The 14,328-nt window shown below is 68.9% G+C and carries 11 protein-coding genes, 4 tRNA genes, 1 rRNA gene and 1 pseudogene; 12 read left to right on the forward strand and 5 right to left on the reverse strand.

Annotated features, from left to right (window positions below; all coding sequences use genetic code 11):
- Positions 1 to 13: 13 nt before the first annotated feature.
- The 10 genes and pseudogenes from H590_RS0111580 (at position 14) to H590_RS0111625 (ending at position 10,310) form a co-directional block, all read left to right on the forward strand.
- Positions 14 to 649, forward strand: a complete 636-nt coding sequence (locus H590_RS0111580; RefSeq protein ID WP_028703669.1) for a 50S ribosomal protein L25/general stress protein Ctc — start codon at positions 14 to 16, stop codon at positions 647 to 649.
- A complete protein-coding gene (pth, locus tag H590_RS0111585; protein WP_028703670.1) occupies positions 646 to 1,248 on the forward strand; it encodes an aminoacyl-tRNA hydrolase in 603 nt (200 codons plus the stop codon). The genes H590_RS0111580 and pth overlap by 4 nt, the downstream gene beginning before the upstream one ends.
- 71 nt (positions 1,249 to 1,319) lie before the next feature.
- A complete protein-coding gene (gene mfd / locus H590_RS16455; RefSeq protein ID WP_051238571.1) occupies positions 1,320 to 5,054 on the forward strand; it encodes a transcription-repair coupling factor in 3,735 nt (1,244 codons plus the stop codon).
- A gap of 70 nt (positions 5,055 to 5,124) precedes the next feature.
- On the forward strand, positions 5,125 to 5,688 hold the full coding sequence (locus H590_RS0111595) for a hypothetical protein (protein ID WP_028703671.1): 564 nt from the start codon (positions 5,125 to 5,127) through the stop codon (positions 5,686 to 5,688).
- Positions 5,685 to 6,395 carry a nucleoside triphosphate pyrophosphohydrolase gene (locus tag H590_RS16460; protein WP_051238574.1) on the forward strand — a complete coding sequence of 237 codons (711 nt, stop codon included), beginning with the start codon at positions 5,685 to 5,687 and terminating at the stop codon, positions 6,393 to 6,395. Before H590_RS0111595 ends, H590_RS16460 begins: the two co-directional genes overlap by 4 nt.
- 121 nt (positions 6,396 to 6,516) lie before the next feature.
- A complete protein-coding gene (gene eno / locus H590_RS0111605; RefSeq protein WP_028703672.1) occupies positions 6,517 to 7,797 on the forward strand; it encodes a phosphopyruvate hydratase in 1,281 nt (426 codons plus the stop codon).
- 259 nt (positions 7,798 to 8,056) lie between these two features.
- Positions 8,057 to 8,557: an FtsB family cell division protein gene (locus H590_RS16465; protein WP_051238572.1), complete on the forward strand. Its 501-nt coding sequence runs from the start codon at positions 8,057 to 8,059 to the stop codon at positions 8,555 to 8,557.
- An 85-nt stretch (positions 8,558 to 8,642) separates the two neighbouring features.
- Positions 8,643 to 9,131, forward strand: a pseudogene (locus H590_RS16470) (DUF501 domain-containing protein); the annotation flags it as partial.
- Between the two features lie 161 nt (positions 9,132 to 9,292).
- Complete coding sequence (locus H590_RS0111620; RefSeq protein ID WP_028703673.1) at positions 9,293 to 10,234, forward strand: Ppx/GppA phosphatase family protein; 942 nt, start codon at positions 9,293 to 9,295, stop codon at positions 10,232 to 10,234.
- A gap of 3 nt (positions 10,235 to 10,237) precedes the next feature.
- Positions 10,238 to 10,310, forward strand: a tRNA-Leu gene (locus tag H590_RS0111625).
- 113 nt (positions 10,311 to 10,423) lie between these two features.
- Here the strand turns inward: H590_RS0111625 and H590_RS0111630 are convergent.
- The 3 genes from H590_RS0111630 to H590_RS0111640 all read right to left on the reverse strand — a co-directional run bounded on the left by H590_RS0111630 (position 10,424) and on the right by H590_RS0111640 (position 10,671).
- Positions 10,424 to 10,497: transfer RNA gene (locus H590_RS0111630), tRNA-Asp, on the reverse strand.
- A gap of 25 nt (positions 10,498 to 10,522) precedes the next feature.
- A tRNA-Val gene (locus H590_RS0111635) sits at positions 10,523 to 10,597 on the reverse strand.
- Between the two features lies 1 nt (position 10,598).
- A tRNA-Gly gene (locus tag H590_RS0111640) sits at positions 10,599 to 10,671 on the reverse strand.
- A gap of 173 nt (positions 10,672 to 10,844) precedes the next feature.
- Between H590_RS0111640 and H590_RS0111645 the strand changes: the two genes are divergently transcribed.
- Positions 10,845 to 11,681, forward strand: a complete 837-nt coding sequence (locus H590_RS0111645; RefSeq protein WP_028703674.1) for a Bax inhibitor-1/YccA family protein — start codon at positions 10,845 to 10,847, stop codon at positions 11,679 to 11,681.
- A 95-nt stretch (positions 11,682 to 11,776) separates the two neighbouring features.
- Here the strand turns inward: H590_RS0111645 and H590_RS18025 are convergent, their stop codons facing one another.
- Positions 11,777 to 12,418 (reverse strand): NUDIX hydrolase, encoded by a 642-nt coding sequence (locus tag H590_RS18025; protein WP_232020945.1) that lies wholly within the window; start codon positions 12,416 to 12,418, stop codon positions 11,777 to 11,779.
- Positions 12,419 to 12,514: 96 nt separating this feature from the next.
- Positions 12,515 to 13,492, reverse strand: a complete 978-nt coding sequence (locus tag H590_RS16475) for a hypothetical protein (protein WP_051238573.1) — start codon at positions 13,490 to 13,492, stop codon at positions 12,515 to 12,517.
- Between the two features lie 714 nt (positions 13,493 to 14,206).
- Between H590_RS16475 and H590_RS0111660 the strand changes: the two genes are divergently transcribed.
- Positions 14,207 to 14,328: ribosomal RNA gene (locus tag H590_RS0111660) — 16S ribosomal RNA — on the forward strand; the annotation flags it as partial.

The following is a 14,328-nucleotide window of genomic DNA, read 5'->3' on the forward strand; positions in this document are numbered from 1 at the left end:
TAGGAGAAATCACATGGCTGACGTCATCGTCATCAAGGCCGCCAAGCGCACCGAGTTCGGCAAGGGCGCGGCCCGTCGCATCCGCCGCGAGGACCTCGTCCCCGCCGTGATGTACGGACACGGCTCCGATCCCATCCACATCACCCTGCCGGGTCACGAGACCCTGCTGGCACTGCGTTCCGAGAACCCGCTGCTGTCGATCGAGGTCGAGGGCGACGAGCCCCAGCTGGCCCTTCCGAAGGACGTCCAGCGCGACATCCTCACCGGTTTCGTCCGCCACGTCGACCTGCTGACCGTGCGTCGCGGTGAGAAGGTCACCGTCACCGTCTCGCTGCGCGTCGAGGGCGAGCCCGAGGTCGGTACGGTCGCCACCGTCGACGTCAACGAGGTCGAGGTCAACGCCGATCCGCTGAACATCCCCGAGAGCCTCGTCGTCGACGTCACCGACCTGCCGGCCGGCCACAGCATCAACCTGGGTTCCGTGCCGCTGCCCGAGGGAGTGGAGCTGGCCGCCGACCCGGAGGCCGTCGCCATCTCGATCGTGGTGCCCGCCGCCGAGCCGGAGGAGCCCGAGGCCACCGATGAGGACGCCGAGGGCGACGAGGACGCCGAGGGCGAGGCCGCCGACGCCGAGGACACCGACGAGTGACCAGAACCTGGCTGGTGGTCGGGCTGGGAAATCCCGGCCCGACCTACGCCGGGACGCGCCACAATGTCGGCGCAATGGTGGTCACCGAACTGTGCGCACGGGCCGGAGTGAGTCTCACCTCGGCCCGTGGCCAGCGGGCCGATGTGGCCCGCACCCGGATCTCCGCGGCCGGCCTGGCCGTCCCCTCGGCCCAGGCCGACCCGGTCATCCTGATGCGCAGTCGCACCTACATGAACGAGTCCGGGATCGCGGTCCGCAAGGTCGCCGACTTCTCGCACGTGCCGGTCGGGTCGGTGATCGTCATCCATGACGAGATCGACCTGGATCTGGGCCGGATCCGGGTCAAGGCGGGCGGCGGGGACAACGGCCACAACGGCCTGCGATCGATTCGCTCCCACCTGCACAGCGGCGAGTTCACCCGCGTCCGGGTCGGGGTCGGACGGCCGCCGGGCCACCAGGATCTGGCGGACTACGTGCTCAAGGGGTTTCCCTCCCGCGACAGGGACGAGATCGCGGTCCAGGTGGGGCTGGCCGCAGACGCAGTGGAGTGCCTGATGACCGACGGCCTGGCCGTCGCGCAGAACCGCTTCAACCACTGACCCCGGGTCCCGACGTCATCCTGAGGGCGAACCGATGATGGATCCCGCGGCGGGCAACGTAGGGTGTTCGGGTGTCTCTGCCTGGCCTGGTCTCCCTGCTGTCCCATGAACCCGTCCTCGCCCGGGCGGTCCGCGACGGACTGACCGGTCACGTCCAGACCCTCGATCTCACCGCCGCGGCCCCCTCGCGACCGGCCGTCGCCGCCGTCCTTGCAGACTCCTTCGAGGGGTCGGGCCGCGGCCTCCCGATCCTCATGGTCACCAGCACCTTCCGGCAGGCCGAGGAGGTCACCGCCACCCTCGAGTCATGGCTGACTCCCGAGGAGGTCTGCTACTACCCGGCCTGGGAGACTCTCCCGCACGAGCGCCTCAGTCCGCGTTCCGACACCGTCGGCCGGCGGCTGGCGGTGCTTCGCCGACTGCTGGGCACCGGTGGCCAGCGCCCCCCGAAGGTCGTGGTGGCGCCGATCCGCGCGGTCCTCCAGCCCCAGGTGGCCGGGCTCGGCAGAATCGAACCCGTTGTGGTCAGGGTGGGGCAGGAGTACGACCTCACCCGGATCTGTCAGGATCTGGTCGACGCCGCCTACCTGCGCGTCGACATGGTGGAGCGTCGCGGCGAGTTCGCCGTACGGGGAGGGATCCTCGACGTCTTCCCGCCCGTGCTCGACCACCCGGTGCGCATCGACTTCTTCGGCGACGAGGTGGAGGAGATCCGCTCCTTCTCGGTCGCCGACCAGCGCTCCACCGACCAGACGGTGGACCTCGTGACCGCCGCCCCGTGCCGCGAGCTCATCCTCTCCGACCAGGTGCGCGCGCGGGCCCGTGCGCTGCTGCCCGACCATCCCGAGCTGGCCGACATGCTCGAGAGGATCGGTCAGGGGCAGGCCGTGGAGGGCATGGAGGCCCTCATCCCGGCCCTGGTCGACCAGGTCGAACTGCTGCTGGACGTGCTTCCTCCCGAGTCCCTGGTACTGGCTTGCGACCCCGAACTCATTCGGACCAGGGCGGCCGAACTGGTGCGCACCTCCGAGGAGTTCCTCAACGCCGGCTGGGCCGCCGCGGCAACCGGGGGAGACGCTCCGATCGACCTGGCCGCGGTCGGCTACCGCGGCCTCGCCGAGGTCCGCCACCACGCCCTGGACCGGGGGATGTCCTGGTGGACGCTGTCCCCCTTCAGCGTCGACCTGCCCTCCTCGGACTCCGCAGAGGCATCCCAGCCCGGCGAGGACGCCGGCGAGACCTCCGCCGAGGAGCCCGTCGCGTCCTCGGCCCCCGACACCCTCGACCTCAGACTCGAGGAGGTCGACCCGTGGCACGGCGACGTCGACTCCGCGGTGTCGGCCATGTCGGGATCGCTGGCCGAGGGCTGGACCGTCGTGCTGGCCGTCGAGGGGGAGGGACTCGCCCATCGGCTGGCCGAGCTGCTCGCCGAGCACGACGTCGCCTGCCGGCTCGAGACCGACCTGCCCGGAGCGCTGACGGAGCTCGACCCCGAGGAGGTCGGTGGTGAGGACACCGGCGGTGCCGGGCGCCTTGAGGGCGAGTCCGCACAGACCGGCACCGGTGCGGCACCGGTGGTCCACATCATCCGCGCCCACCAGCACCAGGGATTCCGCTCCCCGCGGCTCAGACTGGTGGTTCACGGCACCGCCGACCTCACCGGTCAGCAGGAGACCGCCGACCGCGGCACCCGCCGGATGCCCGCCCGGCGACGCAACCAGATCCAGCCTCTGGAGCTCAAGCCGGGGGAGCTGGTCGTCCACGAGCAGCACGGGGTCGGCCGCTACGTCGAGATGATCCAGCGCACGGTGGCCGGGGCCACCCGCGAGTACCTGGTCATCGAGTACGCCCCCGCCCGCCGGGGCCAGCCCGGCGACCGGCTCTTCGTCCCGATGGACTCCCTGGACCAGATCACCCGGTACGTCGGCTCCGACTCGCCCGCCCTGGACAAGATGGGCGGGGCGGACTGGAAGAAGCGCAAGGCCCGGGCGAAGAAGGCGGTCAGGAAGATCGCCGCCGAGCTCATCAAGCTCTACGCCGCCCGGCAGGCCACCAAGGGCCACGCCTTCGGCCCCGACAGCCCCTGGCAGCGCGATCTCGAGGACGCCTTCGCCTATGTCGAGACCCCCGACCAGCTCACCACGATCGCCGACGTCAAGCACGACATGGAACAGGTCGTCCCGATGGACCGGCTGGTCTGCGGCGATGTCGGCTACGGCAAGACCGAGATCGCGGTGCGGGCCGCCTTCAAGGCGGTCCAGGACGGCAAGCAGGTCGCCGTCCTGGTGCCCACCACACTGCTGGTCCAGCAGCACACCCAGACCTTCAGCGAGCGCTACGCCGGATTCCCGGTCAACGTCGCCTCGCTGTCGCGGTTCCAGACCGAGTCCCAGGCGCGCGAGGTCAGACAGGGGTTGGAGCGCGGCACCATCGACGTCGTGGTGGGCACCCACCGGCTGCTGTCGGACACCATGAAGTTCCAGGATCTCGGCCTGGTCATCATCGACGAGGAGCAGCGCTTCGGCGTCGAGCACAAGGAGGCCCTCAAGAAGCTGCGGGTCGACGTCGACGTGCTGTCGATGAGCGCCACCCCGATTCCGCGCACCCTGGAGATGGCGGTCACCGGGATCCGGGAGATGAGCACCATCGCCACCCCGCCCGAGGAGCGCCACCCGGTGCTCACCTTCGCCGGACCCTATGATGACGGCCAGGTGGTCGCGGCGATCCGTCGCGAGCTGGCCCGGGAGGGTCAGGTCTTCTTCATCCACAACAAGGTCTCCGACATCGAGAAGACCGCGGCCAGGCTGCGCGAGCTGGTTCCCGAGGCCCGGGTGGCGACCGCCCACGGGCAGATGCACGAGAAGCAGCTCGAGCAGATCATGCTGGACTTCTGGGAGCAGCGCGCCGACGTCCTGGTGTGCACCACCATCGTCGAGTCCGGGCTGGACATCTCCACCGCCAACACCCTGGTCGTCGACCGCGCAGACCGGATGGGACTGTCCCAGCTCCACCAGCTGCGCGGGCGGGTGGGCCGCAGCCGGGAGCGCGGCTACGCGTACTTCCTGTACCCGGCCGACAAGCCGCTCACCGAGACCGCCCACGACCGGCTGTCGACGATGGCCCAGCACACCGATCTGGGCGCCGGGATGGCGATCGCGATGAAGGACCTGGAGATCCGCGGCGCCGGAAACCTGCTGGGCGGGGAGCAGTCCGGCCACATCGCCGACGTCGGCTTCGACCTGTACATCCGGCTGGTCGGCGACGCCGTCGCCGAGTTCCGCGGCGACAAGGCCGAGGAGGAGCCGGAGATGCGCATCGAACTGCCGGTCGACGCGAACCTGCCGGTCGACTACGTGGAGTCCGAGAGGCTGCGCCTGGAGATGTACAAGCGACTCGCCGAGGTGCGCTCCGACCAGGAGGTCGACGCCATCCGCGACGAGCTGCTGGACCGCTACGGGCCCCTTCCCGAGACCGTCGAGGCGCTGCTCGGGGTGGCCAGGTTCCGGCTGCTGTGCCGGGCCCACGGCATCCGCGAGGTGGTTCCCACCGGCTCGTCGATCAGGTTCTCCCCGCTCCACCTGCCGGAGTCCCGGGCGATGCGGCTCAAGCGGCTGTACCCGGGGGCGACCGTCAAGGACGCCGCCGGCCTGATCCTGGTGCCCAAGCCCCGCACCGCACGGGTGGGGGGTCACCCGTTGGGCGGCGCCCAGCTGCTCGACTGGGCGCGCACGGTGGTCACCGAGGTGCTCTCGACCCCGCAGCCGGCGAGGGCCCCGGAGCAGGCCCGTCCGGCGGTGGTCGGCTGAGGGGTCGTAGGATCGCAGCCGGGCGGTTCGCCGCCCTGGCCACGCCAGGTACCAGTCAGGAGCTCCCACGATGACGACGACGTCCTCTTCCCAGTCCACCAGCACCCGCGGACGCCGGCCCCGGAACCGCCGGGTGCTGGGCGCACTGGCGGCCGGGGTCGTGGCACTGACCGGTCTGACCGGCTGCCTGCCCTCCTCGGGGATGGCCGTCCAGGTCGGCGATCAGCGGGTCTCGATGGACACCTTCGAGAACGACGTCGAGGCATGCTCGGCACTGGCCAACTCCCAGACGATGAGCCCCCGGCAGGTGATCGCCACCACCGTGACCCAGGCCGCGGTGGGGGAGGAGCTGCTGGCCCGGTCCGGACGCACCCTCACCACCTCCCAGCGCGACGCCCTCATGCAGTCCAACAATCTGACGGCCCTCAACGCCAGTCCGACCTGCCGCCAGCTCGGACTCCGCCTGACCTCCCTGTACGCCGTGGTCCAGGGGTCCGACGCCGACACCCTGAGACGCCAGGTCCACTCCCTCGACGTCCAGGTCAATCCGCGGCTGGGCGGATGGTATCCCGACCAGCTGCTGGTGGCCGGCAGCTCCTCGCTGTCGAGCCTGTGGGCCGGTTCCCGGGCATGAGCGAACGTCCCAGGGCCGATCTGGAGGAACTGGTCGACCTGGTGGCGGTACTGCGCGACCGCTGCCCCTGGGACGCACGGCAGACCCCCCGCAGCCTGGTCACCTACCTCATCGAGGAGACCGGGGAGGTGGTCGACGCGGTGGAGGTCGGCACCGATGAGGACCTCGTCGAGGAGCTCGGCGATCTCCTCCTCCAGGTCGTCCTGCACGCCCGGATCGCCGAGCAGCAGGGCCGTTTCGACATCAGGGACGTCGCCGGCGGCATCGTCACCAAGCTGCGCCGGCGCCACCCCCAGTTCTTCCCCGACGGGATCACCCTGTCGCCCACCCCGGTCGGCCCGCCGCCCGACGACCTGGACCGCAGCTGGGAGGCGCGCAAGGCCGTCGAGAAGGGGCGCCACTCCAGCCTGGACGGGATCGCCGAGTCGCTGTCGGCGCTGGCCAGGGCGGTCAAGGTGATCGCCCGGGTGCGCAAGCACCGGGTCGCGGTGGACCTGCCGACAGAGGCCCTCACCGCTGAGCAGGTCGGCGACCAGATCCTGGCCCTGGCGGCCAGGGCGCAGGCCCACGGGATCGACGCCGACCAGGCCACCCGGGAGGCGGTCCGCCGACTGGAGGAGCGGGTCCGGGGCGTCGAGCACCCCGCGGGGGACCGGGCGGAGAACTCGGCCCAGGATCTGGCCGAGGACCTCCGCCGGCTCGGCTGAGCCCGCACGGTTGTGCAGCGACGCCGGCGGGGGGAACTGGAGATGCGACCACCCGGGCGTGTCCTAGGTGACCTCGGTTAGGCTGGGGGCCGAAAGTCCATCCATCGTGAAAGGTTGGCCCATGGCAACCATCGAATTCATCGACGCACGCCAGATTCTCGACTCCCGCGGCAATCCCACCGTTGAGGTTGAGGTTGTTCTCGACGACGGCACCGAGGCCCGGGCGGCTGTTCCCTCCGGCGCCTCCACCGGCGCCTTCGAGGCCGTCGAGCTGCGTGACGGGGATGAGTCTCAGTTCGGCGGGAAGGGCGTCCTCAAGGCTGTTGAGAACGTCACCGAGAAGCTCGCCGAGGAGGTGCTCGGCTACGACGCCTCCGAGCAGCGTGCCATCGATGCGGCCATGATCGAGCTCGACGGCACCGACAACAAGGCCAAGCTCGGCGCCAACGCCATTCTCGGCGTCTCGCTGGCCGCCGCCCGCGCCGCTGCCGCCTCGGCAGATCTGCCGCTCTACCAGTACCTGGGTGGACCCAACGCCCACCTGCTGCCCGTGCCGATGATGAACATCCTGAACGGCGGGGCCCACGCGGACTCCGACGTCGACATCCAGGAGTTCATGATCGCCCCGATCGGTGCAGGCTCCTTCTCCGAGGCCTACCAGATCGGCGCGAACGTCTACCACGCCCTCAAGAAGGTCCTCAAGGACAAGGGCCTCAGCACCGGCCTCGGTGACGAGGGCGGCTTCGCCCCCGACCTGCCGAGCAATGCCGCTGCCCTGGACCTCATCGAGGACGCCATCAAGGCGGCCGGCTACGAGCCCGGAAAGGACGTCGGCCTGGCTCTGGACGTCGCCTCCTCCGAGTTCTACGAGGACGGCAAGTACCGCTACGAGGGCGAGCTGCGCTCCTCCGCCGAGATGATCGAGTACTACGAGAAGCTCATCTCGAACTACCCGCTGGTCTCCATCGAGGATCCGCTCGACGAGGAGGACTGGGACGGCTGGCAGGCCTTCACCGCCCGCTTCGGCGACCGCATCCAGATCGTCGGCGACGACCTGTTCGTCACCAACCCGAAGCGGCTCCAGAAGGGCATCGACCTCAAGGCCGCCAACGCCCTGCTGGTCAAGGTCAACCAGATCGGCTCCCTGTCGGAGACCATCGACGCCGTCGAGCTGGCTCACCGCAACGGCTTCCGCTGCATGATGTCGCACCGTTCGGGTGAGACCGAGGACACCACGATCGCCGATCTCGCCGTCGCCCTGAGCACCGGCCAGATCAAGTCGGGAGCCCCGGCCCGTGGCGAGCGGATCGCCAAGTACAACCAGCTGCTGCGCATCGAGGAGGAGCTCGAGGACCAGGCGGTCTACGCCGGGGCCTCCGCCTTCCCGCGCTTCAAGGCCTGAGTCATCCTCAGCTGAACCCGCAGAGCGGCTCACCGCGAGTCGACACGGCCCCGGATCCCATCGGATCCGGGGCCGTGTCGGTCCTGCAGCCGGCCGTCGCGGTGAGCCATCATGGACGGTGATGGCCAGCTCACCGAGAACACCTGCATCCCGTCCGCACGGCGGCCCGCCCCGCTCTGCCCGGGGTCACTCGCCGTCGCGCTCCAATCCGCGTCCCGACCGCAGGCCCCGAGTCCGGCAGGGGCCGGCCGGACGCGATGTGTCCCGCCGTGAGGTCTCCCGCACCGACGGCGCCGGGACCGGACGGCGTGAGGGGACCGGCGCCCAGCCCTCGGGCCAGCGCGGACTGGGCAGACTGGGACTGACCTCCCGAGCCTTCATCCTGGCGGCAGCGGTCGTCCTGGTCTTCGTGATGATCACCCCCAGCCTCGGCGTCTACTTCAAGCAGCGCTCCCAGCTGGCAGATCTCACCGCCCAGCAGGCCCAGCAGACCCGGACCATCGCACAGCTGCAGGACGAGCTCAAGCGCTGGGACGACCCCGACTACGTGCGCACCCAGGCGCGCAGCCAGCTCGGCTGGGTGGTGCCCGGCGAGACCGGCTACCGGGTGATCGGCAAGAACGGCAAGGTGCTGGGTGCGGGCGCGGAGCTGGACGCCTCCGGTGACACCACTGGGCCGGCTCAGACGAGTCAGTGGTGGCAGAAGATGGTCGGCAGCGTGCGAACGGCCGACTCCCCGGCCAGGACCACCGGCCGGTGATCCCGGCCAGCTCGCCGACCGCACCGGTCGGGACGGGCGGACCCGGCGACTTGTCCGTCTCCCGGGGTGGCGCAAGGATGTCCCGGTGACTCGCATCGAACCCTTCACCGATCAGGACCGCTCAGCGGTGGCCGACCAGCTCGGACGCGAACCACGGGCAGTGGTCGGGGTGGCGTGGCGGTGCAGCTGCGGACGTCCGGGAGTGATCGCGACGCTACCGAGACTGCCCGGCGGCTCCCCCTTCCCGACCACCTACTACCTCACCTGCCCGGCGCTGGCTTCCCGGATCGGAACCATTGAGGCCTCCGGGGAGATGGCCCGGATGGCGGCACGACTGGGCACCAATCCCGCACTGGCCGAGTCCTACCGCCGGGCCCACCTGGCCTACTTGGCGGACCGCGCCCACTTCGCCGAGCAGGCCGGTCTGGCGCCGGTGCCCGAGATCGAGGGCATCTCGGCCGGCGGGATGCCGACCCGGGTGAAGTGCCTGCACGCCCTGGCAGCACACGCGCTGGCGGTCGGTCCCGGCGTCAACCCCTTCGGGGACGAGGTGGTGGCGATCCTCGCACCGTTCCTGGAACGGCACCGTGCGGCCACTGCCGACACCCACGACACGTCCGCAACCCCGACAGCCGAGGACCCAGGAGCTGAGAACGCCGGAGCCGAGAAAACCGGGGCCGAGAACCCCGCGTCGACGAGGACCGGAGCTGCGCAGAGCACAGACGAGGAGATCCGATGAGCACCCCACGCACCGTGGCCGCGATCGACTGCGGGACGAACTCGATCCGCCTGCTGGTGGCCTCCGGCGGGCCGCAGGGACAGCTGGTCGAGCACGACCGCAGGCTCGAGCTGGTCCGGCTGGGGGAGGGCGTCGACGCCACCGGTGCATTCAGCCCGGCGGCCCTGGACCGCACCTTCGAGGCGTGCGACAAGTACGCCGGGATCATTGCCGAGCATCACTGCGACGCCGTCCGATTCGTGGCCACCTCGGCCGCCAGGGACGTCTCAAACCGGGATGCCTTCGCCGCCGGCGTCCGCTCCCGGCTGGGGGTCGACCCGGAGGTGGTGCCGGGCACCGAGGAGGCCGCGCTGTCCTTCGCCGGCGCCATGTCGGGGGTGCCGGTCAGTGCCGAGCCGGTGCTGGTGGTCGACTGCGGGGGAGGATCGACCGAGCTGGTGCTCGGCCACCGCGATGCGGCCGGGGCCCATGTCATCGACGCCGCCGAGAGCCTCGACGTCGGTTCGGTCCGGTTGCGAGAGCGCTTCCTGCACGGCGACCCGCCCACCGCCGCGCAGATCGACGAGGCCCGCGAGCTGGTCCGGACCCTGCTCGACGGCGCCCCGGTGGACCCGTCGGTGGCGGGCACCACGATCGGGGTGGCCGGAACGGTCACCAGCCTGTCGGCGATCCATCAGGGGCTCAAGGTCTACGACCGGGCCAGGGTGCACCGTTCGCGGCTGAGTCGTGGCGACCTCCACCTGCTGGCGACACGGCTGCTCGGCGCCACCGTCGACCAGGCCGAGGCGATGGGTCCGCTCAAGCGTCGACGGGCCGAGGTGATCTGCGCAGGGGCCCTCATCATGGACGAGATCGGCTCCAGGGTGGGCAGTGAGGAGATCATCGTCTCCGAGACCGATATCCTCGACGGCATCGTCCGTCGGCTGCTGGCCGACTGACCGGCCCTCGTAGCCCAACGGTAGAGGCAGGCGGCTTAAACCCGCTGAAGTGCGGGTTCGAATCCCGCCGGGGGCACCCATCCCAGGTTCTCAGGACCGGGACGGGCACGCCGTCTGGCGGCCGCGAAGCAGAACACCGGACCTGCAGAGTGCAGATCCGGTGTTCGTGATGTCGCCCGATATCATCGGCGACCCCGATGGGACTTGAACCCACGACCTCCGCCGTGACAGGGCGGCGCGCTAACCAACTGCGCTACGGGGCCTCGAGATCGCAGGGATGCGATCCCGTGGTGGGCGATGCCAGGTTTGAACTGGCGACCTCTTCCGTGTCAGGGAAGCGCGCTACCGCTGCGCCAACCGCCCGAGCGGACGACGGGACTCGAACCCGCGACCCTCACCTTGGCAAGGTGATGCTCTACCAACTGAGCCACGTCCGCATGTCTCCGATCGATCGCACGACCGGCAACGGAGAAGAAGACTAGGGGAGTCGGGCCGACTGCGCAAGTCGGTGGACCAAGGGTCCGGGGTGTCCCTGAGTCATCCCTGAGCGGCCGAGAACCTTGTCGATGCTCGATACAGTGGGAAACACGTGACAAACAGGAGGTACACGATGGGAAATCCCGTCTTCGCCCGGGCTGAGGCGTTCCAGCCCCATCAGCAGGCCTGGCAGCCCCAGCAGGGTTACCCGCAGGGCTCGCCGCAGTGGGGAGCAGCACCGGCCGGTCCCGGTCACGACCCCTACGCCGCGCAGAACGCCCCGGCTGAACCGGTGATGACCTTCGACGACGTGGTCGCCAAGACCGGGGTGGTGCTTCTCACGATCTTCGCGATCGGCGTCCTCACCTTCATGGCTGTCGGCGACAATCTCGCCCTCACCGGCGGGGCCGTCATGCTGTCGGCCCTGGTCGGCTTCGTGACGGTGCTCATCGTCAGCACCCGGGCCAAGGTGCCGGTTGCCGGTGTGATCGCCTACGCGGTCATCGAGGGAGTCTTCCTGGGGGCCTTCTCGAAGCTGTTCGAGAGCATGTATCCGGGCATCGTCGTCCAGGCGGTGCTGGGCACCTTCTGCGCCGCCGGAGTGACCCTTGCGGCCTACAAGTTCTTCAACATCCGGGTGACCTCGCGGTTCCGTCGTGTCGTGACCATCGCGACCATCGGGTTCGCGGTTGCGATGCTCCTCAACTTCGTCGCGGTGTTCTTCCTGCCCGCCGGACTGGGGCTGCGCACGATCGGGGCCGGCGCCGGATGGCTGTCGATCCTCTGCTCGGCGATCGGCGTGGTGCTCGCGGCGATGAACCTGGTGATGGACTTCGACATGGCCGAACAGGGAGTGCGCAACCGCGCCCCGGCCAATGAGTCCTGGCGGGCGGCCTTCGGCGTCGCCGTGACGATGGTGTGGCTGTACACCGAGATCTTGCGGATCCTCAGCTACTTCAGAAGCAACTAGCGTCAGCAGTCCCGGACGGCGACTGCGGGTCGCTGTCGAGACTGCGAGAAGCGGGCCCGGAGGCAACTCCGGGCCCGCTTCTGCATGCAGGTGGATCAGCTGGACGGCACGTCGTGGAGGTGGTGCTCCAGACAGGATCTGGTGGCCGCCCCCCACGGCAGCCGGCGCCACCGCCAGATCGGGATCCACCGTGATCGCTTGGTGGTGCCGCCTACGTCCAGAACCACTGGTTCGGTCGGCTCCTGGCTGGTGGCGCTGTAGATGATCCGCAGTGCGTGGAAGTCCTCCAGGGCGCCGGAGGGGGCCCGGCCGATCCAGTGGTCGGACTGCAGGTCGATGATCCGGTTGAGGCGCACCGTCTGCCCGGACTCCTCCATCACCTCACGGGTGACGGCCTGCGCCGGTGACTCGCCGTGCTCGATGCCACCGCCGGGCAGCGCCCACAGGCCGGGCACGGCGGTGAGCACGGAGCACTCGGTGCCCAGTAGTCCGAGGCTGGAGCGCACCACGGCGTAGGCGGCCAGACGCTGGTACGGGCGAATCGACTCACCGGGACGGTGGTCCTTCGCCAGGTCGGGGACGCCGGAGCGAACCTTCGGTGGTCGGGAACGCGACGTCCTGGCGGCCACCCTCACGGTGAGGGTGATCTCCTGATCGGTCAGATCGGCGGACAGATACTCCTTGGCAACCAGGCCCCGGCGCCAGAGCTCCTGGTGGGGGTTCCTCCCGTGGGGCACCCGAAATGCGAAGGACCTGCCGCTTCCGGGCACTCCAATCGCAAGGATCAACACACTTTCATTGAACCACCGGTGGCTAACGGGCCGAAGACAGGCTCACCGGACCTGCTGGGTGATGTCCTTGCCGGCCATGTCGGTGACAATGGTCTGGCCGTCCAGGTTGAAGTGGATCGTCGGCTGAGGTCGCCCGTCCGACATGTCGATCGTGAAGGACAGCGCAGACTTGTCGGTCGTCTTGTTGAGGGTGACCGGGATCTGGTTCATGAGACCGGCCAGCACGGCCGGGGAGACATCGCTCGGACTGAAGACGGAGGCACCGGTGTCGCCGCGCCGCTCCATCGCCCAGGCCGGAAGCGAGGCGGGACGGGTGCGGCGCAGCACGATCCCGTCGGTTCCGGTCCGGGTGTCGACGATCAGGCCCTTGCCCGGCTGATAGCTGATCGACAGCACCTGGGTGGAGGTGTCCACCGCGTCGCGCAGAGCCTCGGTCATCCCCTGAGTGGTGGTGAAGTCGACGGTTGCGATGAAGCTGCCGTCGGGACGGAAGAATGCCGGTGCGGTCTCCGGTCGGGTGGAGACCGATATCAGGACCACGCCCTGGTTGTACTCGAGGATCTGGAGTTCCTGGTTCCTCCGCGACCCCACGGCGCGACCCGCGGTCTCGAGGATCTGTGAGATCCGGTCCAGCGCGAAGTCGTCGGGGGAGAAGGGCCGGGAGACGGTCTGGGCGCTCTGGGCAGGGCTGGATGTGATCCGGCCCGCCTGCCAGGTCCAGATCTGGGCGGTGGCGCGGCTGCGGGTGGTGACGTTGACCTGGCGCGAGGTGACATCGACCTTCGTCACCGGGGCACCGCCGGCGGCCTCGACCAGCTCATTGACGATGAGCCGGGTGGCGGACCCCTGGAAGGGGGAGGCCGAGGCGGAGACAGTGCTGGAGGGAGACATCGAGGGGCGAGTGGTCTGCGGATTCTCAAGGGTCCCCGGTTGACACCCGGCCGCCAGGAGGCAGCCGGACAGCAGCACCACCAGCACACGGGGCCAGCGGAGCGGCGGTCTGGGAGCGAAGACAGTCACAGTCAAGAGTCTAGGAGTTCGGCGCAGTGCTGGCGCATCACCGAGGGCGCCACGGAGAGCGCTCCGGAGGGGGGCCGGTTCGGGCCAGGAGTCGTCACCGTCAGGTGGGTAAGCAGCGAGCCTCGAGAGGGGAGACGCAACACCGAGGGTGTGCCGAATGGAGGAGGCCGTGAGGTCGGTACTGGGACCTTTTGGAGCCCGACTTGCACCCAGGCCCAGACAGGTGCATAGTTACTCCTCGGCCCGGTGCTTCGGGGTTTCGATCTGATGACAAGTCGGAGACAAGCCTTGACGGGGGATCCGAAAGGGTCTAAAATAAGCGGAGGCCTCCGCGAGAGCGGGAGCCGAAAGATCGACGAGATCATCTCTCCTGTGAGGGAAGATCAACTCGAGAGGGAGTCGGATTTGACACCGGCCCTCAATCGAGTAAAGTAGAGCAGGTGCCCCAAGCGGCCATGTGATGTGGTGGTGCGGGTCGTGTGTGATGTTTGAGAACTCAACAGTGTGTCATATGTTTAGTCAATAAAGATGTTTTGTTGATGCACAACTTGTGTTGTGTGTCGGATTTATTGATTCCTTTGATTGATTTCGATTGATCATCTGATTTTTTGTCAGTTGGTTTGTCGGGGTCAGTGTTTTGGATTCTTTGATGGTGTCGCCTGTACTGTGGTCCGCCGGCCTTTGGGGTTGGTGGGGTGCGGTGGTGATATTTTTTCATTGGAGAGTTTGATCCTGGCTCAGGACGAACGCTGGCGGCGTGCTTAACACATGCAAGTCGAACGGTAAGGCCCTTTCGGGGGTACACGAGTGGCGAACGGGTGAGTAACACGTGAGTA

The sequence above is a fragment of the Acidipropionibacterium jensenii DSM 20535 genome (assembly GCF_000425285.1).
In the GTDB taxonomy this organism is placed as follows: domain Bacteria; phylum Actinomycetota; class Actinomycetes; order Propionibacteriales; family Propionibacteriaceae; genus Acidipropionibacterium; species Acidipropionibacterium jensenii.